The sequence below is a fragment of the Aurantiacibacter rhizosphaerae genome (assembly GCF_009807005.1).
In the GTDB taxonomy this organism is placed as follows: Bacteria; Pseudomonadota; Alphaproteobacteria; order Sphingomonadales; family Sphingomonadaceae; genus Alteraurantiacibacter; species Alteraurantiacibacter rhizosphaerae.
Genome location: NZ_WUBR01000003.1, coordinates 138466 through 160726 on the forward strand (window position 1 = coordinate 138466; position 22261 = coordinate 160726).

Here is a 22261-nt window from a genome sequence, read left to right on the forward strand (position 1 = left end):
GCCTAGCCTGCCTTTACACTGGCAATCCAGGCATCCACGCGCGATTCCAGGATGTTGAGAGGCATCAGACCGCCACCCAGCACCACATCGTGGAAGCCGCGAATGTCAAAATCGTCGCCCAGCTCCTCTTCAGCGCGGGCGCGCAGCTGCTGGATGCGGATCTGGCCGATCTTGTAGCTGGTCGCCTGCCCCGGCAGCACGAAATAGCGCTGCACCTCGCTGCGGGCGACAGTTTCCGGGTTGGGAGAGTTTTCAAGGGCGTATTGCACCGCCTCATCCTCGGTCCACCCCTTGGCATGAATGCCGGTGTCGACCACCAGGCGGATGGCCCGCCACATCTCGCTCTGCAACATGCCGAAACGGGAATAGGGATCTTCATAACCGCCCATCTCGTCCGCCAGCGATTCTGCATAGAGCGCCCAGCCCTCGCCAAAGGCCGAAATGAACTCGCCCTGCGCGCGGAATTGCGGAACGCCCTGCAATTCCTGCGCGATGCTGATCTGCATGTGGTGGCCGGGATTGCCTTCGTGATAGGCAATCGCCTCCAGCGGCGGGATCGGCATTGCCGTCATGTCAGAGAGATGCGCGTAATAGATGCCGGGACGCGATCCGTCGGGCGTGCCGGGATAATAGTGCTGCGCGGCGCCCGGCTGTTCGCGGAACGGCTCCACCCGGCGCACCTCCAGCGGTGCGCGCGGCAGGGTGCCGAAGAATTCGGGCAGCCGCGCGTTAAGCGCCTCGATATGCATGGTGGCGCGGTCGATATAATCCTGCGCGCCTGCCTCGTCGTTAGAGAAGAAGAACTGCGGGTCTTCGCGGGTGAAGACAAAGAACTCCTCCAGCGTCCCGTCGAAGCCGACTTCCTCGATCACCTGTTCCATCTCGGCGCGGATCCTTGCGACTTCGGCAAGGCCGAGCTCGTGGATCTCGTCCGCGGTCATGTCGGTGGTGGTCATCTGCTCAAGACTGTGGGCGTAGAAAGCCTCCCCATTGGGCAGGGTGGTCACGCCCTTGGCGACGGCATCTGTATTGGGCAGGTCTGCGGTGAACCAGTCGATCACGCGCTGATAGGCAGGCGCCATGTTCTCGACCAGCGCGGTACGGGTGGCTGCACGCAGTTCATCGGCGCGGGCTTCCGTGATGGTGCCCGCTGCCACGAGGGCGGCGATCCGCTCTTCCGCTCCGGCCATCAGGTCCGACGGATCGCCATTGTCGAATGGCGCGCCGGAAATCAGGCCCTGCGATTCGCGGATGACAGCGTCGTAGGAGAAGCGCGGCGGGCGTACGCCCTTTGCGGCATTCGCCTGCGCGCGCACCAGCAACTGATCCATCGCTGTGCCGATGCCGCTGATGCGAGAGATGAAAGCGACCATGTCCGCATCGCTCTCCACCTTGTGCTGACCAAGCAGGAAGCTGGGCAGATAGGCATGCGTGCCGCCCATCTGGTGCAGGATATAGGCCTGGTCCATGAATTCGCCCTGCGCTGCGGCCTGTTCTGCGCGCCACAGGAACATGTCGTAGGAAAGCTGCGCGTCCTCATCCAGCGCGTCGTAATCGAAGCTGGCCTGCAATTCGGCCGCGGCGTTCTGCCACCAGTCGTACCGTGCGCGCTCTGCTTCGGCGCTGAGATCATCGATCTCGCCATAGTTGGTCTTGAGGCCAAGGCCGGTCTGGCGCATCGGACTGAAGGCGAGTTCTTTCTCCCACTTGTCCGCAAACCACGCGTTGATGCACTCCGTCTGCGTCTGTGCGCATTGTGTGGTGGCGACGTTTGCAGGCGCGCTGTCGATGTTGGCGGTGGCGCAACCGGTGAGCGCGGCGGAGGCAAGCAAGAGCGCGGCGAGGCGTTTCATGGTCTGGAACTTCTCCTGAAGATTGGTGATGCGCAGCCTAGTGGAGTGCGGGCAAAAGAAAAGGGCCGGAAGGATTGCTCCTCCCGACCCTGTTTCTCGTGTCGGTAGTTCGGTAGCGCGGGCTTAGAAGCCCATGCCGCCGCCCATGCCGCCCATGCCGCCCATATCGGGCATGCCGCCGCCGGAGGACTTGTCCTCGGGGATTTCGGCGATGGCCGCTTCGGTGGTGATCAGCAGGCCGGCAACGGATGCCGCGTCCTGCAGGGCCGTGCGAACAACCTTGGTCGGGTCGATCACGCCGGCGCTCACGAGGTTTTCGTAAACGTCGGTGGAGGCGTTGAAGCCCATGGTGTCGTCATTGCCGTCGATCAGCTTGCCGGCGACAACTGCGCCATCGTGGCCAGCGTTTTCGGCGATCTGACGGATCGGGGCCTGCAGTGCACGGCGAACGATGTCGATGCCGCGGGTCTGGTCGTCGTTTACGCCGCTCAGGCCGGAAAGGGCCTTGGTGGCGTACAGCAGGGCCGTACCGCCGCCGGGAACGATGCCTTCTTCAACGGCAGCGCGGGTAGCGTGCAGAGCATCGTCGACGCGATCCTTGCGCTCCTTCACTTCCACTTCGGTAGCACCGCCAACCTTGATCACGGCAACACCGCCAGCAAGCTTTGCCAGGCGTTCCTGCAGCTTTTCCTTGTCGTAATCGGACGAGGTGTTGTCGATCTGCGAGCGGATCTGTTCGACGCGGGCCTTGATGGCTTCGCCGTCGCCCGAACCGTCGACGATGGTGGTGTTGTCCTTGTCGATGGTTACGGTCTTGGCTTCGCCCAGCATGGAGAGGCCGACGTTTTCCAGCTTGATGCCCAGATCTTCGGAGATCATCTCGCCATTGGTCAGGATAGCGATATCCTGCAGCATGGCCTTGCGGCGATCGCCGAAGCCCGGTGCCTTCACGGCTGCAACCTTCAGGCCGCCGCGCAGCTTGTTCACCACGAGGGTGGCCAGCGCTTCGCCTTCGATGTCTTCAGCGATGATCAGCAGTGGACGCCCGGCCTGCACCACGGCTTCCAGCACAGGCAGCATGGCCTGCAGGTTGGAAAGCTTCTTTTCGTGGATCAGGATGTAGGGGTTTTCCAGCTCTACCGTCATCTTCTCAGGATTGGTGACGAAGTAGGGCGAGAGGTAGCCGCGATCGAACTGCATGCCTTCGACGGTCTCGAGCTCGAATTCGAGGCCCTTGCTCTCGTCGACGGTGATCACGCCTTCCTTGCCGACCTTTTCCATGGCTTCGGCGATCTTCTCGCCAACCACGCGGTCGCCATTGGCAGAGATGATGCCGACCTGGGCAATCTCTTCGGAACCCTTCACATCCTGCGAACGGTTCTGCAGGTCTGCAACGACCTTGGTCACGGCAAGATCGATGCCGCGCTTCAGATCCATCGGGTTCATGCCGGCGGAAACCGACTTCATGCCTTCGCGAACGATGGCCTGGGCCAGCACGGTGGCGGTGGTGGTGCCGTCACCGGCAGAATCATTCGCCTTGCTGGCGACTTCGCGCAGCATCTGCGCGCCCATGTTCTCGAACTTGTCCTTGAGCTCGATGTCCTTGGCGACGGTTACGCCGTCCTTGGTGATGCGCGGGGCACCGAAGCTCTTGTCGATCACCACGTTGCGGCCCTTGGGACCGAGCGTGACTTTCACGGCATTGGCGAGCGTGTCTACGCCCTTCAGGATGCGCTCACGCGCATCGCGGCCGAACTGTACGTCCTTGGCAGCCATAATTGTTTCTCCTGGAGATTTGTTTGTGTGAGGTAAGCGTAATCAGGTCGTGCGCGGGCAGATCAGCCCAGCACACCCATGATGTCGCTTTCCTTCATGATGATCAGGTCTTCACCGTCGATCTTTACCTCGGTGCCGGACCATTTGCCGAACAGTACGCGGTCGCCGGCCTTGACGTCGAGAGTGACGCGGTTGCCGGAATCGTCGCGAGTACCTTCGCCAACGGAGACGATTTCGCCTTCGCTCGGCTTTTCCTTGGCGCTATCGGGGATGATGATGCCACCGGCCGTCTTTTCTTCGGCCTCGAGGCGGCGGACCAGTACGCGGTCGTGCAGCGGACGGAATGCCATATGTATGACCTCTTCCATAATGAGTGTTGTTACAGTTTTGGCACTCTCCGACCGAGAGTGCCAGCGAGGCGCATTTGGTGCGCCGTACATGTGGAGTCAATGGCCAGGGCGGAGAAAAGTTTGCGCCTGTTCGGCGAGGCGAGAGCCGCGTGCGTCAGGCCACACCCGGGGCCAGGGCTTACACCACGCCTGCCTGCGTCAGCCCCAATTCCTCTCGCCGGTGCCAGCGCCATGTGAGGAGCGCTGCGGCAACTACAAGGCCTGTGGCAAGACCCAGCCACACGCCAAACCCTTCCAGCGGAGTGTAGAAGCCCAGCAGCACCGCCACGCCCATGCCCGGCACCCAGTAGGAAAAGATCGCGATCCACATCGGCATGCGCGTATCCTTCAGCCCGCGCAGGGCACCCGCAGCCACCACCTGCAGCCCGTCGAACAGCTGGAAAAACGCTCCCACGGCGAGGAAGGACAGCGCGTATTCCACCACGCGCGGGTTCTCCGGGTTCCACGGATCGATATAGATCGCCAGCATGTAAGAGGGCGCAAACAGCAGCAGCAGCGCCGTCATCGTCATGAAGCCTCCACCCATCACGATGGAAACCGCACCCGCCCGGCGAATGCCTTCCTTGTCCTGCGCGCCAAAGAAATAGCCGACGCGGATGGTGGCAGCCTGGCTGACGCCGAACGGCACCTGGAACATGGTGGCCACGATTTGCAGGGCGATGGCATGGGCGGCAAGCTGATCTGCCCCCAGCAGGCCCAGCAGGAACGGCGCAGTGGCGAAGATGCCTGCCTCTGCCACGATGGTAAGCCCGATGGGCGTGCCGATGCGCACGATTTCTGCCAACCGCGCCCAGTCCGGCCGCCAGAAGAAGCCAAACACGTGATAGCGATGGAGCCGCGCATCGCGCCTGATGGCAATCACATAAGCCAGCAGCATCGCCACGGTGGTGATGATCGTGGCAATCGCCGCGCCCTGCAGACCAAGTGCGGGCGCGCCCCAGTTTCCGAAAACGAAGGCATAATTGCACAAGCCATTCACCACGATGCCCAGCGCAGTGATTGCCGTGGCAAATATCGGCCGACCCAGGGTGGATACGAAATTGCGCAGCACGCCAGCCGCGATCATCGGGATGACGGAAAACAGCAGCAGGTTTGAATATTCGCCCGCCAGCGCGGCGATGCGCGGTTGCTGCCCTGCTGCCAGCATTAGCTGTTCGGCAAAGGCACACATCGCCATCGCCACCAGCCCTGTTCCAACAGACAGCCACAGCGCCATGCGCACCGCGCGGCGAACAGGCCGCAGCGCCGGGCCACGTGCGCCCAGCTCTGCCGCCATGATGGGGGCAACGGCGCCCGTCAGCCCGCTGAGTGACAAGATCAGCAGCCCGAAGACCGACACCGCGAGAGAGGATGCGGCGAGTTCGTCTGCCCCCAGTCGCGCGATGAAGATCACGTCGATCGAATAGATCGCCATCTGCAGAATATTGGCAAGCGCCAGCGGCCCCGCGAGGCGGAAGGTCTCTATACCTTCGGCTTTCCAGCCGGGCGTTGAAGGATGTGCAACGGGTCTCATCGGCTTTTGCCATCCAGAGATGACAGCAGCGCGGATAGGCGTGGCTGCCACGCGGCGAAAGCTTTTCGCCGCCACTCTCCCCCAAAAGCGAAGCTGTGCGGCGCTGTGGTAACAGCACTTGCCGATCATGGCACTGCGCGCCTAAAGGATATTGTCAAAGTTTCAGCGGAAGGACCTTATGCGTAATCAGCTTGCCCTTGCCACCACCACTGCCCTGGCCATGATGCTTTCAGCCTGCGGCGGCGCGGATGACGATGCACCCGAAATATCGCCCATCGATGAAGTCGTGACAGCCGAGCCTGCTGATGAAGCGGCTGTAACTGGCGACACGGAAGCAGCCGAAATGACCGAGGAACAGGCGGACGCAGCCGAGGATGCAGATGCGGATGATGCGGAAGATTCAGCGCCGGAGCCTGTCGCCAGCGCTTCTGCAACGCCCAAACCCACACCCACGCCGCGCGCTACGCCCACGCAGGTTGCCAGCATGGAACCGCCTGCTGCATTCACCACCTGCGGCGTGTGCCATGCGGTTGAACCCGGCAAGAACATGATCGGCCCGTCGCTGGCGGGCGTTGTCGGCCGCAAGGCGGGCACCGTGTCCGGCGCGAATTACAGCCCGGCAATGAAATCCGCGAACCTCACCTGGAACGAGGCGAACCTGCGCCGTTACTTGCGTGATCCCGGTGCCGTTGTGCCCGGTGGCACCATGCCGAACCCCGGCCTGGATGCTGCACAGACGCAGGCTATCGTGAACTACCTCAAGACGCTTTGATCCTACAGCCGCAAGCGGGCCGAATTTTCGGTCAGCTTGCGGAAAGCCGGGACCTGGCAAAGGGTTTGCATGTTCAAACCATTTGCCATCGCTGCGGCAGCCATTTCGCTGTGCGCAATTCCCGCTTCTGCCAGCGCGCAGGAAGTGTTCGGCGGCGTCTATGCGCATGCCGTGGACACGCCTTTCACTCTGGAAACCACGGAAAGCGGCTCTATCGATATTGCCGCGGGCGTGCGCTTTGGCGGGATAGAGGCGCTGGATTTCATCGGCTCTCCCGAACCCTACATCGTGGGCTCTCTCAACACGTCGGGCGATACGTCCTTTGCCGGGGCGGGCCTCTCATGGACGATCGGCAAGGGGCCCTTCTACGTGCGGCCCGGCATTGGCCTGGTGGTGCATGACGGGCCGGAACTGCGGGTAAATCCTGCCACCGGCATTCGCACGGATCTTGGCAGCAGGGTGCTGTTCGAACCCGAAATCGGCGTGGGCTATCGGGTCAGCGAGCGGGCATCGGTGGAGGCGCACTGGATGCACATCAGCCAGGGCCAGATCTTCGACAGTAACCAGAACCCCGGTATCGACATGATCGGGGTGAGGGCGAACTGGAAGCTGTAAACCGGCAGCTTGCCGTGTTGCCAGTAGCCTACAGCAGGAAATAGCCAACCAGAGCCCCGATTTGCAGCGTGAAGATCACCTGCAGATAGGTTGAGAATGGCTCCTTGCGGGTCTTGTGGCGAAACAGGTGCCTAGCCAGAAATGCGCCGGGCGATCCGCCCATCACGGCCAGCCCCAGCAGGTCCGCTTCGGGGATCCGGCGCCTGCCATTCACCGCGCGCGCCTTGTCATCCCAGAACCTGTACACCGTCCAGATGTTGATCATCAGCAGGGCGCAGAGGGCATATTGCAGCATTGGCAGCCTCTAGGTGGCGCGATGTTATCAAGCGGTTACCGGCGCCATCCGGGCCACCGTTGGCAGATGCAAAAAGGGCGGCACCTTGCGGCACCGCCCTCCTATCCGCAGGCGCTTCAAGACACCCACGAAATTTGCATAAAGGCTTACTTCAGCTCGACGGTGCCGCCGGCAGCTTCGATCTTGCCCTTGATTTCTTCGGCTTCAGCCTTGTTCACGCCTTCCTTGACGGCCTTGGGCGCGCCTTCGACGAGAGCCTTGGCTTCGGTCAGGCCGAGACCCGTGATGCCACGGACTTCCTTGATGACCTGGATCTTCTTGCCACCGTCGCCGGTCAGGATGACGTCGAATTCGTCCTTCTCTTCGGCTGCGGGGGCATCGCCACCACCGGCAGGACCGGCAACAGCCACGGCAGCAGCGGCGCTAACGCCCCACTCTTCTTCCAGGGCCTTGGCGAGTTCAGCGGCTTCCATAACGGTAAGCGACGACAGTTCTTCTACAAGCTTGGCAATATCAGCCATGATGTTTCACTCCAAATTGGGCGGGGCGGTAAAATTGCCCCTGAATGTTTCGTCTCGAATGCGAGAATGCGTCTCTTATGCGGCATCCTTGGCGCCATAGGCACCGAAGACACGAGCAAGCTTGGCTGCCGGCTCGTTGACAACGCGGGCGATTTTCGTCGCCGGTGCGTTGACGAGGCCAACAATCGTGCCGCGCAGTTCGTCGAGGCTGGGCATCGAGGCCAAAGACCGGATACCTGCTTCGTCGAGCACCTGCGCGCCCATCGATCCACCGACGATTTCCAGCTTGTCGTTCGTTTTCGCGAAATCGACAGCAACCTTGGCGGCTGCAACCGGGTCTACAGACCAGGCCAGTGCTGTGGGACCGGTGAGGTATTCATCGATCCCGACATAATCGGTGTCTTTCAGGGCGAGCTTGGCGAGACGGTTCTTCGCAACCTTGTAGGACGCACCGGCTTCACGCATCTTGTTCCGCAAGTCGGTGGACTGATCCACCGTCAGGCCGAGGTTGCGGGTGACAACCACCACGCCAACTTCGTTGAACACTTCGCTGAGCTGGGCGACCGCTTCGGTTTTCTGCGAACGATCCATGCCGTACTCCTTCACTATGGCTGCGGATGGCCTGCCAAACGCTGGCAGACTGGCCGCAACCGGCTCAAAATCATCTCGCCGCTCATGCGACGAGACAAAGTCCGTTGATGGGGAAGGAGGTGCGTGAACATCACGCTGAAGGCAGGACGAAAAATCGGCCTGCGAAAACTCTTTTCCCCGCCTAGGCTGGAAATTAAGACCGGCAAATCCCGGTCACCAACTGTCTCGGACGGATGACGACCTGTAAGCCGTCAGGGCGGGCCAATAGCTTTTGTGCCCGCAGAGTCAAGGCTGGATGGTCAAGGCTGGATGCAAAGCGGCCGCGCGTTCCGGTGGAGCGCGCGGCCGTATCTCTATTCGGCAGATGCCGAAAGCGAATTAGATTTCGTCGGCAGTCTGTTCCAGCTGCTCAGCTTCGGCTTCAGCCGCTGCTTCTGCAGCTTCGTCGCCCATCTCGTCAGCCAGGTCAGCTTCTGCTTCGGCAACACCGGCCTGGGCGTCCATCACTTCAGCTTCAGCTTCGGCAACGTCACCAGCATCTTCTGCTGCTTCTTCTGCCGGGCTGTCACAAGCGGCCAGACCGAAGATCAAAGGAGCGGCGACAAGCATGATTTTCTTCATTTTAAAGTCCTGTAATTTGCGCCCGCGAAACCGGGGCCGCGGCATCTTTGCCACAGTCTTGCCACAATTCCAAATGTTTTACTCGTCTTCATAGCCCAGCAGGTCACCCGGCTGGCAATCGAGTTCGCGGCAGATCGCCTCCAGCGTGGAGAATCGAATGGCCTTGGCCTTGCCGGTTTTCAGGATCGAAAGGTTGGCCAGCGTCAGGCCCACGCGGTCTGCCAGTTCGGTGAGTGTCATGCGCCGTTCGTGCAGCAGATCGTCAAGTTTCACACTGATCGGCATTACACCGTCCCTTCCAGGTCTTCGCGCATCGCGGCCCCGTGGCGGAACACGCGGGCGAGGATGAACAGGATGATGACGAGCAGGATGCCGGTAACATCCGTTCCCCCGTCGACCGTCACGTTCACGTCTTCCAGCTCATCCGCAAATTGCGCAAGGTGGACACCCAGAGCGACGGCAGGGATCATGGCCAGTTGCACGCCGAGCATCAGCCATCCCATGCGCGAAAGGCGATCCGCGTTGGCAGGGGCGAAGGGGTCTCGATCACCCACAGTGCGGATGATCTTGCGCAGAATTCCGAAGAACAGGAACAGCATCGCGACAATCGCCAGCCCGATCAGCATTACGCCCAGCAATGTATAGACCGGGAACACGGCATCGGGATCGCCGATTTCGGCGGCGTATTCGGCAATGATCGTACCTTGCCAGATCAAGAGCGCGGCTGCCGCAACGATCAGCGCAACGGCGCCAATCGCCATGATGGCCTGCATGATTACGCACAGGACCTTTCCGGCCAATAGCAGCAGATCGTTCGGGCGGGTGTCGTGGTTCATGGGAACTCTCCTGTCATTCAATGCGATCAGGCCAGCAGCGGCGCAGCGGTAACCGCATCGCTATGGTCGGGAACGGTGACGATGGCAGACAGCGAGGTGAGCGCGATCAGTACGGCGGCCACGGCGGCGAGGCTGTTGTTGAGGAAGGTGGACATTTATCGATCTCCTTGATTGGGTTTGTTGATAATCGATATGTCTGTGGCGAGGTTTATTGTCAAACAATAATATCGAAAAACGATGTGGCTTTTATCGTTTATCGCTTGAAAATATGTGGGAAGACATTGTAAATCAGTGTCTTGCGCAGATGCCCATGCATGAAAAAAGTGCGCCGCAACATTCGCTGCGACGCACTCGAATTTCGGGACTTTCCCAAATGCTGGCTGCGACTCGGCCTTAATCCAGGTTGAGCGCACCCAGGATATCGGCCCAGCTTGCCAGCTTGAAGTTCTGCGCCGCGGGCGGGTTGATGCCGTCCTGCGCCACGAACAGGCCCTGCGGATATTCGGGGCCGAAGCCTTGCGTGCTCAGCGCAATACCGTCCGTCTCCTCGGTAGCGCCGAATGTGCCCGCCGCGATGCCGAAGCGGCCAAGCGGCGCCATGTCGGGAAGCGAATAGACGGCATAGGCATTGTCGCCTTGGCTGGACGCGATCAGATAGCCCCCGCTGGCACCCTGCGGCGCAATCGCCAGTCCTTCCACATCGGCAACAAGGTACTGCTTGTCGATCGGCGCGACCAGTTCGCCCTGGGTCTGCCCATCGCGGAACCGCCAGATGCCGGCCACTTCCTCGCCCACGTAAAGCGTGCCATCGCGATCGTCGTAGACGCAGCCTTCCGGCTGGGTGGGGACGGACATTTCCCGCACCAGGGTCGCACGCGGAGTCTGGCCGGGAGTGACCACCGCAATCTCATACTCGCGCAGGCGACCGTCCTTGATGACGGCAAGCGCCTTCAGCCCGCCGTGCTGGCCAAGGCAGAAGCCATACCCTTCGCCCGGCCCGCTGGCGATGCGGCCCAGGGGTGAGAGTTCACCGCTGGCAGTATCGAGGGTGAAGGTGGAGATGTGAGAATTGGCAAGGTCGATCCGATCACTGGCGGCCACGAATACCGTGCCATCCGCCAGCGTCACCAGATCCACATTGTTCACCGCGCCAGCGTCGCTGAAGCTGCGCACCTGCCCGTCCAGCCCATAGACATAGAGGCCGACCTTTTTGTCTGTGGCTACGATCAGGCTTTGTGACGGGTCATCCGCATTGTGCCAGATGGCCGGATCGTCTGCCGCATCCTCGTTGGCGGTGCCCACCGGCTCCGTCTCGCCAATGGCGACGACAGAGACGGGCGGCAGTCCGGTGGGCGTGGTGGCACAGCCGGCCAAAAGCGCGGAGATGCCGATGGTAAGTGTCTTGCAGCGCATCAGAATGTCACCTTGACGCCGCCCTTGAAGGTGCGGCCATAGACTTCGTACTGATAGTTGTTCTGCCGCCCACCCACGGTGTTGTAGGCGAAATATTCGGCATCGGTGAGATTGACCGCTTCGACGTAGAGCTGGACGCCCTCGGTCACGGTGAAGCGTGCGCTGGCGTCCAGCTGGAAGTGGCTGTCGACAAAGCGGTACTCCGCCGGATCGCCGCCCAGTTCATCCAGATAATCGTCGCGGTACGTTCCCGCCAAACGCAGGCTTACCGGACCCTTCTCATAACCCAGCACGCCGTTCAGCGTGTGCTTGCTGCTGGCGGGCAGCGGAATTTCCCGCGTGCCGCCTGCAAAACCCTGCCCGAACAGGTCAATCGCATTGTCAGAGATTGTGGCGCTGGCATCGGTGTAGGTGTAGTTGGCCTGCGTGATGAAGCCGTCGAACGGTGCGGGCAGCATGTCCCACTGCATGGCGAAGCCAAGCTCCACGCCCCAGACTTCCGCACTGTCACCGTTCACCGGGATTTCCGCCTCGTTGAAGGGGATGCCGTTGAAGGCCAGCAGTTCATCGGCAGTGATCGCGTCATCGCCGTTCAGGTCTTCCGCTTCATAGGCGACTGTCACGATGTAATCGGAGATATCCTTGTAGAAGACCCCGGCGCTCAGCGCGCCATTGCCGCCAAAGTAATATTCCACGCCTGCATCCAGGTTCCATGCCTTGTAGGGCTGGAGATTGGGGTTGCCGAATTCGCCCTCCACCTCGTCATCATCATTGCGTTCGGTGATGAAGCGCGGGGCGAGCTGGGAAAAGCCCGGCCGCACCAGGCTGCGATAGCCTGCTGCGCGGAAAACCAGATCGTCCACAGGCTCGAAACGCACGTTCAGGCTGGGGAGCCAGAAGCCGTAATTGGAAGGCGTTGTCTGCGGGGTAACAATCACCGTGTCATCGGTGGCGGTGGTGCCATCGGGCAGGGTGCCGTCCTCTTCCACCAGCAGGGTGAAATTGCCGATGATGTCGGTCTGCGTGTGCTCGTAACGCACGCCGCCGATCACGGTCAGGCTGTCATTTTCCCAGCGGCCCAGCAGGTAGCCGGCGTAGATGTCTTCCTCAATGGTGTAATCCTGCGCCGCGCTGTCGAACAGGCTGTCGGCCTCCTGCAGCTCGAAACTGGCAAAATTGTCGAAGAAGAAATCGGATGCGCCGGTGTAGCTGGCGACGGGGCCGATATCGGTGATGCGATAGGTCTGCTCCCCCACCACATCGGCCAGCGTCAGCCCGTCCAGCTCGTAGAAGCGAATTTCGCCGTCATACCTTTTCTCGCGCCACCGGCCCTTGAAACCGGTTTGCAGGGAGAACACGCCGCTGTCCGATGCAAACTCGCGCGCCACGTCGAAGCGGGCGGAGTATTCGGTGTCCTCGGCATCGGAAAGCTGCGTCAGCTCGATGTCCTTCAGCCCGTAGGTGGAGGCATCCGAGAAGTCGCCCACGCCGCTGATGGAATAGAGCGGGATGCGCGGGTTGGAATAATCGACGGTTGCGACAAGGCCTTCGCCTTCGAACTCGCGCTCAAACTGCGTGGGATCGACGCTGTTGTCTTCCTTCTCACTCGATTGTGCCCAGCTGCCCATGTATTCGATGGTCCAGGGCCCGGTCACGGTCTCGCCGCCCAAGCTGAACGAGTAGATTTCCTGCCGCTCGAACCGGTCCTTCACATCACGCTCCACCGTGATGGCATATTCCTCGCCCGGATCGGACGGATCGGCATCGGCAAAGCTGGCGGTCAGCCCGCTGCCGGTGACGAAGGCATCGCCAAGGTCGAAGGTGGTGCGGCGGCGATATTCCTGATCGTCAAATCGGCTGTAGAGCCCGCGGACGTAAAGGTCCGTGGTGTCGGATGCGCGAACATCGAAGCCGAGCGAGGCGCTGATCCGCTCACGCTCCACGTCGTAGTCGCGATACTGGACCTCCTCGGCATAGATGAGGCCATTGTCCTCTTCCCAGTCGTCAGCCTCGATATTGTCGGTTTCGAAGAAGCGGTTGTAATAGCTCAGGCCGCCCGAGACGCCGAGGTTGTCGGCCAGGCGATAGGCGAAGTTGACGCTCGCCTTGGGGTTCACTTCCTCGGCGTACTCATTGTAGCTGCCCTCGGCAGAGATGGTGACGAAATTGCCGCGCCGGTCGAAGGCGGAAACGGTGTTGATCTCGATGCTGGCGCCGATGGTGTCACCATCCATGTCGGGCGTCAGAGACTTTTTCACCTCGATGCTCTCGATGATGTCGCTGGCCACCACGTCCAGCGCCACGGCGCGAATGTCGCCTTCGGGAGAAGGCAGGCGAACGCCGTTGATCGAGGTTGCGTTGAGGCTGGGATCAAGCCCGCGCACCGCCACGAAGCGGCCTTCACCCTGGTCGTTCAGCACGTTGATGCCCGGCAGGCGGCGCAGGCTTTCCGCCACGTTCTGATCGGGGAACTGGCCGATGGCATCGCGCGTCAGCACGTCCACGATGGTGTCGCTGCCGTATTTGCGGGACAGGGCGTTCGCCTGGTTGGCGCGCTGACCGTAGACAAGGATGTTCGATGCATTCTCGCCGCCTAGCATGAAGTTGGCGGCGACCGTTCCCTGCGCAGGCACGATCAGGGTCTGCGTTTCGGTGGGTACGCCGATATAGCGCGCCTCGATCGTGTATGTGCCTTCGGGCAGGTCCGCGATGCGGAAGGAGCCGTCGCGTTCGGTGGTTACAGAGCGCCCCAGCTCGGGGATGCGAACCACAGCCGATTGCAGGGCAACGGTATCGGTTTCATCGATGACGACGCCGGTGACGTCTCCGGCCAATGCGGGCGAGGCGACAAGTGCGAGGGCGGTAATGCTGGCAGAGCCGAGCAGGCGAACAGGTTTCATAAAAAGGACCTCCAAATCCAAGAATTGAAGGTCCCGCTAGGGGCGACGTATGACAGGCTTTGGTCTTGGCGGTGACCTCTGGGTTACGCCGCGATGACAATTGCATGACGTTGCATGATAGCCACGGTGAAGGCCGCACTGTCTGCCATGTGGCGCAGCGTGGATCGGGGGTGCTTTGCCTGCCTGCAATTACATCTTGAAAAGCGGAATCGCGACGGTAATCCTGAACAAAGGATAGGGAGAAGAACCTCATGGGGAAAGTCGAGACGTCATTCGCGGCGCTGGTCGCTGCTGCATTGCTTACATCCTGCGGTGGCGGTTCCAGTTCGCCCACACCGACGGCAACAGCCACGCCAACGCCTTCCCCAAGCCCAACTCCCACTCCGACACCAACGCCCACGTTTTCTTACGATAAGTTCGATGAACTGAGCGGTGACCAGCAGTTCGCCACGGGTTGTGTCGAATTTGCCCCGGCCAATGGTGGCGCGTTCCAGGCCATGCTTGTCAGCAGCCTGGGGCAGTTCAGGCAGATCAGCTATGTCGAGGGGAGCGAGACCTGGACGGTCGCGACAATCGACGGCAGCGCTTCGGACAGCTTCGGCCCTGCCGAGTTCGTAGAGCTGTCGGGCACTGTGAACATCTATCGGAACACCACCACCAGCCCGCCAAATTCATTCCAATTCATCCAGCTGGAGATTGATGGACAAAGAGCCGGTTATACGCGCGCGGCGGCCTATTTTCTTGGCGGACAGAACGCCCTGTGCACTTTCGGAGTGCCGACTGTCCCGGATGATCTGCCTTCAGCGGGAACTCTCACCTTCAGCAATCTTGTACTGGGCGGATCATATGCGGAATGGCCGGGAGGCGGAGCCGCACCGACGCTGACAGCCAGCATTGCCGGCGGATCGGGCACGATCAGCGGCGACACGGCAACCGGCGATTTTACTGTTGAGGTGACGCTGACCCTGCGCGAGCAAAGCGGCACGGAGTATACGCGCGGCCCATTCCGGGTTGCCGGCTCAGCCGATGTCGGATCCGATGCGATCGGCTTCCTGGGGAGGAGCGATGCCAACGCCTCTTACGTCGCAGAACTGACAGGTGGTCTCTACGGGCCACAGGGCGACGAAGCTGGCTTTGCCATGGTGATCACGGAAGATCTCAATAACGATGGCGTGCCGGATCGCTCCTACGTAGTTGGCGGCGCTGCCGACAACTAAACGCTGCAATGCCAGCGCCCGGCCGATGCCAGGCGCTGGCTCAGCCGGCAGCCAGTAGCGAGGCGTTGCCGCCCGCTGCCGTGGTGTCGATCGTGGTCACACGTTCCGTGGCAAATCGCGTTACGTAATGCGGGCCGCCGGCCTTGGGGCCAGTGCCCGACAGGCCTTCGCCGCCGAACGGCTGGCTGCCGACCACGGCGCCGATCTGGTTGCGATTGACGTAGAAATTGCCGACCTTGGCGCGTGCTTCCACGAAATGGCGTGTCTCGTCGATGCGGCTGTGCAAGCCCAGCGTCAGGCCGTAACCCGTCGCGTTGATGTCATCCAGCACCTTGCCCATGCTGCCCGCGGGGAAGCGGCAGATGTGCAGGATGGGTCCGAACTGTTCTTCATCCAGATCGAGGATCGATCCGATCTCCACGATGGTGGGAGAGAAGAAATTGCCGTGCTCGCATTCTGTGGGCATGGATCGGCGCCAGACGGGGAAACCGTCCTCGATCATCTCGGCCACGTGATCCTGCAATTTCTCGCGCGCCTCGGCATCGATCACTGGGCCGACGTCGGTTTCCAGGTTTGCCGGATCGCCGATCACCAGCGCCTTGAACGCGCCCTTGATCATTTCCAGCATTTCGTCCGCCACGTCTTCCTGCAGATAAAGCACGCGCAGGGCAGAGCAACGCTGGCCCGCGCTCTGGAAGGCGGAGGCAACCACATCGCGCGTCACCTGTTCGGGCAGGGCGCTGGAATCCACGATCATGGCGTTCATGCCGCCGGTTTCTGCGATCAGCGTGCCGATGGCACCGTCGCGCGCGGCGAGCGAGCGGTTGATGGCATGCGCCGTATTGGTGGAGCCGGTGAAGGCCACGCCGGTAATGCGCGGGTCGGAGGTGAGCGCGGCGCCCACCTTGCCGTCTCCCGGTACCAGTTGCAGCACATCCTTGGGGATGCCCGCCTCGTGACACAGGTCAATCGCCAGCGCGGCGATCAGCGGCGTTTGTTCGGCAGGCTTGGCCAGTACGGTGTTGCCCGCGGCCAGCGCTGCGGCGGCAGGGCCCATGAAGATCGCCAGCGGGAAGTTCCACGGGCTGATCGTGGCGAACACGCCGCGCCCGTGCAGGCGCAGCAGGTTCTGTTCGCCCGTTGGGCCGGGCAGCGGCTGCGGCGCGCCGAACAGCATGCGGGCCTCGCACGCGTAATAGCGCAGGAAGTCCACCGCTTCGCGCACTTCCAGCACGCCGTCCATCATGGTCTTGCCCGCCTCGCGGCGGCACAAATCCATGAAGCGGGGCATGTTTTCTTCAAGCAGGTCCGATGCCTTGATCAGCAGCGCGGCGCGTTCTTGGCCGCCCAGCGCATCCCACATCGGCTGCGCGGCAACGGCGCGTGACATGGCAAGATCGAGATCGCGCTCTGTCGCCATGATCTGGTGGCCCACCACCTTGCCCGATTGCGGGGCGTGGACTTCGATCTTCTCGCCCTCCAGATCCGCCATCAGCGTGGGCCGCGCAACGGGATGATCCTGCCGCCAATAGGCCAGCTTCTCTCGCAATTCCGCCATTTCGGGCGGGTGCGCAAGGTCAACGCCCATGGAATTGCGGCGGTTGGGATAGATGTCGATAGGCAAGGGGATGGTGGGGTTGCGATAGGGTACGCAGGCGGCAAGATCGCTGACCGGATTGGTCACCAGCTCCCCCACGGGCACATCGGCATCGGCCATGCGGTTGACGAAGGAGCTGTTGGCCCCGTTTTCCAGCAGGCGGCGCACCAGATAGGCCAGAAGTTCCTTGTGCCCGCCCACCGGCGCATAGATGCGCACAGGCGTTTTCTTCTGGCCTTCCAGCTTGCTGAGGGCGCCGTAAATATCCTCCCCCATGCCGTGCAGGCGCTGGAATTCGAACGGGGTATCGCCCGCCATCGCCTTGATGGCGCCGATGGTATAGGCGTTGTGCGTGGCAAAGGCGGGGTAGATCGAATCCTCCGCCTTTAGCAGCTCTGCCGCGCAGGCGAGGAAGGAAACATCGGTGCCCACCTTGCGGGTGAAGACCGGGAAATCCTTGTATCCGCCAATCTGGCTAAGCTTGATCTCGGCATCCCAATAGGCGCCTTTCACCAACCGCACGAACAGCTTGCGCTCATGCCGGCGGGCCAGCTTGGCGATCCAGCGGCACAGCGGCACGCCGCGCTTCTGATAGGCCTGGATGGCGAGGCCAAAGCCCTGCCAGCCCTCTTCGGTGCCATCGTCGAACAGCTCGTCATCGGCCATCAGTTCTTCGATGATGTCGAGGCTCAGCTCAAGCCGCTCCGCCTCTTCGGCGTCGACGGTGAAATGGATATTCGCCTCGCGCGCCTTCATCGCCAGTTCGCGCACGATGGGCACGATGGTCTTTCGCGCAGCTTCGGCATGGAAGAAATCATACTTGGGGTAAAGCGCGGACAGTTTTACCGAGATGCCGGGGCCGCTGTGAACGTCGCCCGGTTCCTGCGCCAGCCGCTCAATCGCGTCCCAATAGGCGCGGGCGTAGCGATCGGCATCGTCGAAAGTCATCGCCGCTTCGCCCAGCATGTCGAAACTGTGGGTCAGGCCGCGCTTCTTCTCCGGCTTGGCGCGGCCCATCGCTTCCTCGATCGTGCGGGCATAGACGAATTGCCCGCCGATGATGCGCATGGCCTGCCCGGTGGCGTTACGGATAACCGGTTCACCAACGCGCCCCGTGGCGCGGCGCAGTGCGCTGGCAAGGCCCTTTTCCTTGGTCTTGCCGCCCTTGATAACCTCGCCTGTCAGCATCAGGGAGAAGGTGGCCGCGTTCACGAACACGCTGCCGCTTTCGCCGATATGTTCGGCCCAGTCCTGCGATGCCACCTTGTCGCGGATCAGCGCGTCTCGCGTCGCCTCGTCCGGCACGCGCAGCAGCGCTTCTGCCAGGCACATCAGGGCGATGCCTTCATCGGTGTTCAGGCCGTATGAATGCAGGAATGCGTCAAGGCCGCTGCTCTCTCGCTTGCGGGCCTCCAATATCAGTTTTGCCGCAAGATCTGCCGATTTTTCATGCAGCTGGTTGACGGCGGAAGCTTGCTCCATCCGTTCAGCCAGGCAGGTGTCTTCATCAAGGCGATAAGCGTTTCTGAGCGCGGTTCTGTCTAATGCCATTGGGGGCTCACATGCACATCGTTTCGCCTGTTATCAAGCGAAGTCGGGGGTTGGGGCTAGCGGGCTGGGGGCGCTAGGGGACGAGTCATGAGAATGGTTTTCAGCCGCAAAGGTTTCGATTCTTCCGCTGGCGGCGGGCCTTCGCCCATTGTCGATGGCCGCCCGATCAGCCTGCCAATTCCTGCCAGCGCGGGGCTTTCGCGCACCAGCTATGGCGAACTTGGATTGGCCGAACATGCTGCGGCGGCCAGCCGGGGGAAGCTGGGCGCGGCGGATCTGTGTCACCACGATCCGATGTTTCTTCCCGGCAAGCGGGCCGTGCTGGGCCAGTGCGGCGCGGCGCAGACGCATCTTGAACGCCAAGGCGTTGGCGTGGGCGACTGCTTCGTATTCTTCGGCCTGTTTCAACAGCAGGGCGAAAGGCCGCACCATCGCATCTTCGCTTACCTGCAAATTGAAGAGGTATTGCCACTTACCGATGCGCCGCCTGCCCGGCTGGCGGAGCTGGCCAAGGTGGGCATGCCGCACGCCATCGGCCTGCACGCAGCGAATGACACCGCCTATATCGGCACGGGGCAGGTGGCACAGCGGGCCAGCGACAGCCTGCGCCTCACCGTGCCGGAGGGGCCGCCCAGCCTGTGGCAGGTGCCGCAATGGCTGTTTGGAATAGGCTTGTCCTATCACCACCGTGCGGATCGCTGGCGAGATGACAATCGCTTGCAAAGCGTGGCGCGGGGGCAGGAATTCGTGGCCGACGCCGGGAAGCGCAAGGATGCGCGCGACTGGCTGGCAGGCGTTATTGCAGAGATTGCGGGCTAGCCAGGTTGCCCTTGCGGCACGCGCTGCACGCCGCCGCCATTGTTAAGTGCATTCATGGCCGAATGGACGCGTGCCTCGATCTCCGGGCGCGGCAGGCCGGGCTCTATCACTTCGCCGAAGTGAATGGTGATCGTGCCGGGCGTTTTCCATAGTTTGTGATAGTTGGGCGCGCTGTTCACCGCCACCGGCACCACCGGCAGGCCTACCAGCTTGTACAGGGCGGCAAAGCCCGCGCCCAGCGGGGGCCGCTGGCCATGCGGCACGCGCGTGCCTTCGGGAAAGATGATGATCGGCCTGCCCGCATCTACATGGGGCCGGGCTTCGCGGATCATCGTGCGCAGCGCCTTTGCCCCTTCCTCCCGCGCAACCGGGATCACGCCATATTGGCGCGCGGCACGGCCCCAGCCGGGAATGTCGAACAGCTCCTGCTTGGCGAACAGCGCAGGATAATCGAACAGGTGGGGCAGGCCGATCGCTTCGAAAAAGCTTTCATGCTTGATCGCGTAAAAGGCTTGGAAATCGGGGCGCTGCCCGGTCTCCACGATGCGGATGCCCAGCATGTTCTCAACACACCAGTGATGCAGGCCAGACCACACATCGCACACCCGGCGCACCCACAGGGGAGAAACATATCCGCCCAGCAAGGCAGCCAGCACCAGGAAGATGGAGCTGCCGTAGAAGGTCAGATAAAAGGCGATGTTGCGAAGGTAGATCACCCCAGGGCCTGCAATAACCAGACTGCTATCAGCTTGTGATATTCCACGAACAGCGTGCCAAGGCTGGGTTGCGAGCGCACTGCATCGTGGATGACGGATATATCATCGGGCAACTGGTCCTGCAATTCCAGTGCGGCACGGCGCATGTGCCAGTCTGCGGTGACAAGGCGCAGCGAGTTATACTCACGCTCTTCCAGCCACTGCGCCGTTTCGCGCGCATTGCCGCGCGTATCCAGCGCGGAAAATCCCAGCGTAACGCAGCAATCCATCACCCGCTGCGGCACTTCGAATTCCTTCACGAATTCATCCGGCTGCACGGCGGCATCGACGCCCGTCACCAGCATCTGCTGCGCTGCGCCCGTTTGCAGCATTTCCAGCCCGCGCTGGATGCGCCCGCCGCTGCCCGTGGGCACAACGATGGCATCGGTTTGGGACAGCGGCAGAGGTTGGGGCAGGGCGATGGCAAACCAGATAAAGCCCAGCGCCCACGCCACAAGCGGCAGGGCAAGGAGGCGGCGCACGGTCATAACATCCTCCTGAGCGCTGCAATCACGGTGAAGCGCGCCGTCAATACGGCAAGCACGATGCCCGCCACTGGGACAGCGGCAATAGCCAGCCAATCGCGCCAGTCCAGCGTGCCGCCCGCCACAAGGCCGGATCCCAGCGCCGCGAACTGCTGCCCCAGCACGAAGATCGCACCGATGCCCAGCATCAGGCCTGCCAGGCCGCCCAGCGCCGCATCAATGCCGATGGACCGCTGAAAAATCCGCGCGATCTGGCCATCCGTGCCACCCAGATGATGGATCACCTCTATCGTATCGCGATTGGTGCCCAGCGCGCTGCGGGCAGCCAGCCATACTGCCGCCACGCTGGTGGCTGCCAGCAGCAGAACCAGCCCGATGGCGAGGTATTGCAGGGATCGCAGCGCCTCGAACACCGGGGCGAGCCAGCCTGCCTGCGCATCCAGCCGGGCAGCAGGCACCTGCGCCAGCAATTGGGCGCGCAATTCGCGCAGCCGCGGCGCGGTGACAGGGCCGGACAGGCGCACATCGATAAGGGCGGGCGTGGGCACTGCGTCTGCATCATTGGCGGCCTCCCCCAGCCAGGGTTCCAGCAGGTCTGCCAGCTCCTCGTCAGGAACGCGGCGGACGGAGGCGACATCGTCGCGCGCGCGCAGCAGCGATACAGCGGCGCGGGCCTGACGCTCTCTGGAAGCAGGCGCACCTTCCACCACCTGCACGGTGATGCCGCCCGAAATCTCGTCCCTCGCGTTGGTCGCGACATTGTTCAGGGCCAGCCCGGCACCAGCTGCCATCACGGTGAGTGCGATCATGATCGCCATCACCCACGGCATTGGCCCGGCAATGCGCGTTTGCGGCAACATGCGCGCGCTCTCGCTGCCGAAGCGCGGCGCCGTGCGACGGACAAGGGGATCAAGCGCCATCAGCCTACATCCCGCGCCTGGGGGGATAGCGCAATGCGCCGGTGGGATCGGACAGCGCGCCCTTGTCCAGCCGCATGATCAGCGAATCCGGCACCTTGCGCAGCAATTGCACATCATGCGTGGCCACCACCACTGTCGTGCCCAGCCGATTGAGGGCTTCAAACAGGCGCAGCAGTTTCACGGCCATGTCTGGATCGACGTTGCCCGTCGGCTCGTCCGCTACCAGGATTTCGGGCCGGGCGATCACGGCGCGGGCGATGGCCACGCGCTGCTGCTCTCCGCCAGAAAGCGTGGCAGGACGCGCATCGCGCCGATGATCCAGCCCCACCCAATCCAGCATGTCTGAAACGGGTTTCTGGATATCGCTTTCGCTAATGCCGCTCACCCGCAGGGGCAGGGCGACGTTGTCGAAGGCAGAGAGGTGCGGGATCAGGCGGAAGTCCTGAAACACCGTGCCGATGCGCCGCCGGAATTCGGGCAGGGCATGGCGCGGCTGGGTAATTAGGTCATGCCCGAACATGCGAATGGCGCCGCGCGTGGGCCGCTGGGCCAGGTACAGCAGCTTCAGCATGGATGTCTTGCCCGCGCCGCTGGCGCCGGTGAGGAAATAGAAGCTGCCGGGGTACAGCGTGAAGGAGATATCGCTCAACACCTCACGATCGGTGCCGTAGCGAAGTCCGACATTATCGAACTGGACAATGGAATCTTCGCTTCCGCTCATGGCCGTGTGCTAGTGCCTGTGAACGGCGCGGGGAAGGGCTTTGCGGGCATTTGGGGGCGCTATAGACGCTGGTGCTTGTG

General features: G+C 62.1%; 22 protein-coding genes. 4 read left to right on the top strand and 18 right to left on the bottom strand.

Translation table 11 applies throughout. From position 1 onward, the window contains the following. Positions 1–2: 2 nt before the first annotated feature. From GRF63_RS13010 to GRF63_RS13025, 4 genes are all read right to left on the bottom strand, one after another. Positions 3–1853: a DUF885 domain-containing protein gene (locus tag GRF63_RS13010; RefSeq protein WP_160486487.1), complete on the bottom strand. Its 1851-nt coding sequence runs from the start codon at positions 1851–1853 to the stop codon at positions 3–5. 123 nt (positions 1854–1976) lie between these two features. Continuing rightward, on the bottom strand, positions 1977–3629 hold the full coding sequence (gene groL, locus GRF63_RS13015; protein WP_160486488.1) for a chaperonin GroEL: 1653 nt from the start codon (positions 3627–3629) through the stop codon (positions 1977–1979). A 62-nt stretch (positions 3630–3691) separates the two neighbouring features. After that, on the bottom strand, positions 3692–3979 hold the full coding sequence (gene groES, locus GRF63_RS13020) for a co-chaperone GroES (protein WP_160486489.1): 288 nt from the start codon (positions 3977–3979) through the stop codon (positions 3692–3694). 178 nt (positions 3980–4157) lie between these two features. Further along, positions 4158–5552 carry an MATE family efflux transporter gene (locus GRF63_RS13025; protein WP_160486490.1) on the bottom strand — a complete coding sequence of 465 codons (1395 nt, stop codon included), beginning with the start codon at positions 5550–5552 and terminating at the stop codon, positions 4158–4160. Positions 5553–5730: 178 nt separating this feature from the next. Here GRF63_RS13025 and GRF63_RS16580 point away from each other — a divergent pair, with 178 nt between their 5' ends. Together GRF63_RS16580 and GRF63_RS13035 are read left to right on the top strand one after the other, a co-directional pair. Further along, the gene (locus tag GRF63_RS16580) at positions 5731–6324 is read left to right on the top strand and encodes a c-type cytochrome (protein WP_160486491.1); all 594 of its coding nucleotides are present in this window, start codon (positions 5731–5733) and stop codon (positions 6322–6324) included. Positions 6325–6393: 69 nt separating this feature from the next. Beyond that, the gene (locus GRF63_RS13035; protein WP_160486492.1) at positions 6394–6939 is read left to right on the top strand and encodes an acyloxyacyl hydrolase; all 546 of its coding nucleotides are present in this window, start codon (positions 6394–6396) and stop codon (positions 6937–6939) included. 28 nt (positions 6940–6967) lie between these two features. On the opposite strand, the gene GRF63_RS13040 is transcribed toward GRF63_RS13035, so the two are convergent. The 9 genes from GRF63_RS13040 to GRF63_RS13075 form a co-directional block, all read right to left on the bottom strand. Further along, the gene (locus tag GRF63_RS13040; protein ID WP_160486493.1) at positions 6968–7234 is read right to left on the bottom strand and encodes a DUF1294 domain-containing protein; all 267 of its coding nucleotides are present in this window, start codon (positions 7232–7234) and stop codon (positions 6968–6970) included. A gap of 146 nt (positions 7235–7380) precedes the next feature. Beyond that, the gene (rplL, locus tag GRF63_RS13045; protein WP_160486494.1) at positions 7381–7755 is read right to left on the bottom strand and encodes a 50S ribosomal protein L7/L12; all 375 of its coding nucleotides are present in this window, start codon (positions 7753–7755) and stop codon (positions 7381–7383) included. A gap of 75 nt (positions 7756–7830) precedes the next feature. Beyond that, a complete protein-coding gene (gene rplJ, locus GRF63_RS13050) occupies positions 7831–8346 on the bottom strand; it encodes a 50S ribosomal protein L10 (protein ID WP_160486495.1) in 516 nt (171 codons plus the stop codon). Positions 8347–8724: 378 nt separating this feature from the next. Further along, positions 8725–8967, bottom strand: coding sequence for a hypothetical protein (locus GRF63_RS13055; protein ID WP_160486496.1), 243 nt, complete (start codon positions 8965–8967; stop codon positions 8725–8727). Positions 8968–9045: 78 nt separating this feature from the next. Then, complete coding sequence (locus GRF63_RS13060; protein WP_160486497.1) at positions 9046–9252, bottom strand: helix-turn-helix domain-containing protein; 207 nt, start codon at positions 9250–9252, stop codon at positions 9046–9048. Beyond that, the gene (locus GRF63_RS13065; protein WP_160486498.1) at positions 9252–9803 is read right to left on the bottom strand and encodes a DUF2975 domain-containing protein; all 552 of its coding nucleotides are present in this window, start codon (positions 9801–9803) and stop codon (positions 9252–9254) included. Before GRF63_RS13065 ends, GRF63_RS13060 begins: the two co-directional genes overlap by 1 nt. A gap of 26 nt (positions 9804–9829) precedes the next feature. Then, positions 9830–9958: a hypothetical protein gene (locus tag GRF63_RS16700; RefSeq protein ID WP_272914672.1), complete on the bottom strand. Its 129-nt coding sequence runs from the start codon at positions 9956–9958 to the stop codon at positions 9830–9832. Between the two features lie 238 nt (positions 9959–10196). After that, positions 10197–11216: a phytase gene (locus GRF63_RS13070; RefSeq protein ID WP_160486499.1), complete on the bottom strand. Its 1020-nt coding sequence runs from the start codon at positions 11214–11216 to the stop codon at positions 10197–10199. Then, on the bottom strand, positions 11216–14116 hold the full coding sequence (locus GRF63_RS13075) for a TonB-dependent receptor (RefSeq protein ID WP_160486500.1): 2901 nt from the start codon (positions 14114–14116) through the stop codon (positions 11216–11218). The genes GRF63_RS13070 and GRF63_RS13075 overlap by 1 nt, the downstream gene beginning before the upstream one ends. Before the next feature lie 251 nt (positions 14117–14367). On the opposite strand from GRF63_RS13075, the gene GRF63_RS16435 reads away from it, so the two are divergent. Next, positions 14368–15333, top strand: coding sequence for a hypothetical protein (locus tag GRF63_RS16435; RefSeq protein WP_202131748.1), 966 nt, complete (start codon positions 14368–14370; stop codon positions 15331–15333). A gap of 40 nt (positions 15334–15373) precedes the next feature. Here the strand turns inward: GRF63_RS16435 and putA are convergent, their stop codons facing one another. Then, positions 15374–18481 carry a bifunctional proline dehydrogenase/L-glutamate gamma-semialdehyde dehydrogenase PutA gene (gene putA, locus GRF63_RS13085; RefSeq protein ID WP_160486501.1) on the bottom strand — a complete coding sequence of 1036 codons (3108 nt, stop codon included), beginning with the start codon at positions 18479–18481 and terminating at the stop codon, positions 15374–15376. An 87-nt stretch (positions 18482–18568) separates the two neighbouring features. Here putA and GRF63_RS13090 point away from each other — a divergent pair, with 87 nt between their 5' ends. Continuing rightward, the gene (locus GRF63_RS13090) at positions 18569–19300 is read left to right on the top strand and encodes an Nmad3 family putative nucleotide modification protein (RefSeq protein WP_160486502.1); all 732 of its coding nucleotides are present in this window, start codon (positions 18569–18571) and stop codon (positions 19298–19300) included. Here GRF63_RS13090 and GRF63_RS13095 read toward each other — a convergent pair. Genes GRF63_RS13095 through ftsE form a run of 4 tightly spaced genes read right to left on the bottom strand, consistent with a single transcriptional unit; the run spans position 19297 to position 22181 of the window. Further along, a complete protein-coding gene (locus tag GRF63_RS13095; protein WP_160486503.1) occupies positions 19297–20016 on the bottom strand; it encodes a 1-acyl-sn-glycerol-3-phosphate acyltransferase in 720 nt (239 codons plus the stop codon). The two genes, GRF63_RS13090 and GRF63_RS13095, sit on opposite strands and share 4 nt — an antisense overlap. Beyond that, the gene (locus GRF63_RS13100; protein WP_160486504.1) at positions 20013–20543 is read right to left on the bottom strand and encodes a YdcF family protein; all 531 of its coding nucleotides are present in this window, start codon (positions 20541–20543) and stop codon (positions 20013–20015) included. Before GRF63_RS13100 ends, GRF63_RS13095 begins: the two co-directional genes overlap by 4 nt. After that, a complete protein-coding gene (locus tag GRF63_RS13105) occupies positions 20540–21460 on the bottom strand; it encodes a cell division protein FtsX (RefSeq protein ID WP_160486505.1) in 921 nt (306 codons plus the stop codon). Before GRF63_RS13105 ends, GRF63_RS13100 begins: the two co-directional genes overlap by 4 nt. A 4-nt stretch (positions 21461–21464) precedes the next feature. After that, the gene (gene ftsE, locus GRF63_RS13110) at positions 21465–22181 is read right to left on the bottom strand and encodes a cell division ATP-binding protein FtsE (protein ID WP_160486506.1); all 717 of its coding nucleotides are present in this window, start codon (positions 22179–22181) and stop codon (positions 21465–21467) included. Positions 22182–22261: the final 80 nt, after the last annotated feature.

Excerpts from the sequence above, each read along its gene's own strand:
- groES (WP_160486489.1), bottom strand. The coding sequence starts at position 3,979 with ATGGCATTCCGTCCGCTGCACGACCGCGTACTGGTCCGCCGCCTCGAG.
- GRF63_RS13010 (WP_160486487.1), bottom strand. The coding sequence starts at position 1,853 with ATGAAACGCCTCGCCGCGCTCTTGCTTGCCTCCGCCGCGCTCACCGGT.
- GRF63_RS13100 (WP_160486504.1), bottom strand. The coding sequence starts at position 20,543 with ATGACCGTGCGCCGCCTCCTTGCCCTGCCGCTTGTGGCGTGGGCGCTG.
- rplJ (WP_160486495.1), bottom strand. The coding sequence starts at position 8,346 with ATGGATCGTTCGCAGAAAACCGAAGCGGTCGCCCAGCTCAGCGAAGTG.
- GRF63_RS16580 (WP_160486491.1), top strand. The coding sequence starts at position 5,731 with ATGCGTAATCAGCTTGCCCTTGCCACCACCACTGCCCTGGCCATGATG.
- GRF63_RS13040 (WP_160486493.1), bottom strand. The coding sequence starts at position 7,234 with ATGCTGCAATATGCCCTCTGCGCCCTGCTGATGATCAACATCTGGACG.
- GRF63_RS13075 (WP_160486500.1), bottom strand. The coding sequence starts at position 14,116 with ATGAAACCTGTTCGCCTGCTCGGCTCTGCCAGCATTACCGCCCTCGCA.
- GRF63_RS13060 (WP_160486497.1), bottom strand. The coding sequence starts at position 9,252 with ATGCCGATCAGTGTGAAACTTGACGATCTGCTGCACGAACGGCGCATG.
- GRF63_RS13090 (WP_160486502.1), top strand. The coding sequence starts at position 18,569 with ATGAGAATGGTTTTCAGCCGCAAAGGTTTCGATTCTTCCGCTGGCGGC.
- rplL (WP_160486494.1), bottom strand. The coding sequence starts at position 7,755 with ATGGCTGATATTGCCAAGCTTGTAGAAGAACTGTCGTCGCTTACCGTT.
- GRF63_RS13105 (WP_160486505.1), bottom strand. The coding sequence starts at position 21,460 with ATGGCGCTTGATCCCCTTGTCCGTCGCACGGCGCCGCGCTTCGGCAGC.
- GRF63_RS13055 (WP_160486496.1), bottom strand. The coding sequence starts at position 8,967 with ATGAAGAAAATCATGCTTGTCGCCGCTCCTTTGATCTTCGGTCTGGCC.
- GRF63_RS13065 (WP_160486498.1), bottom strand. The coding sequence starts at position 9,803 with ATGAACCACGACACCCGCCCGAACGATCTGCTGCTATTGGCCGGAAAG.
- ftsE (WP_160486506.1), bottom strand. The coding sequence starts at position 22,181 with ATGAGCGGAAGCGAAGATTCCATTGTCCAGTTCGATAATGTCGGACTT.
- groL (WP_160486488.1), bottom strand. The coding sequence starts at position 3,629 with ATGGCTGCCAAGGACGTACAGTTCGGCCGCGATGCGCGTGAGCGCATC.
- GRF63_RS13025 (WP_160486490.1), bottom strand. The coding sequence starts at position 5,552 with ATGAGACCCGTTGCACATCCTTCAACGCCCGGCTGGAAAGCCGAAGGT.
- GRF63_RS16700 (WP_272914672.1), bottom strand. The coding sequence starts at position 9,958 with ATGTCCACCTTCCTCAACAACAGCCTCGCCGCCGTGGCCGCCGTACTG.
- putA (WP_160486501.1), bottom strand. The coding sequence starts at position 18,481 with ATGGCATTAGACAGAACCGCGCTCAGAAACGCTTATCGCCTTGATGAA.
- GRF63_RS16435 (WP_202131748.1), top strand. The coding sequence starts at position 14,368 with ATGGGGAAAGTCGAGACGTCATTCGCGGCGCTGGTCGCTGCTGCATTG.
- GRF63_RS13035 (WP_160486492.1), top strand. The coding sequence starts at position 6,394 with ATGTTCAAACCATTTGCCATCGCTGCGGCAGCCATTTCGCTGTGCGCA.
- GRF63_RS13070 (WP_160486499.1), bottom strand. The coding sequence starts at position 11,216 with ATGCGCTGCAAGACACTTACCATCGGCATCTCCGCGCTTTTGGCCGGC.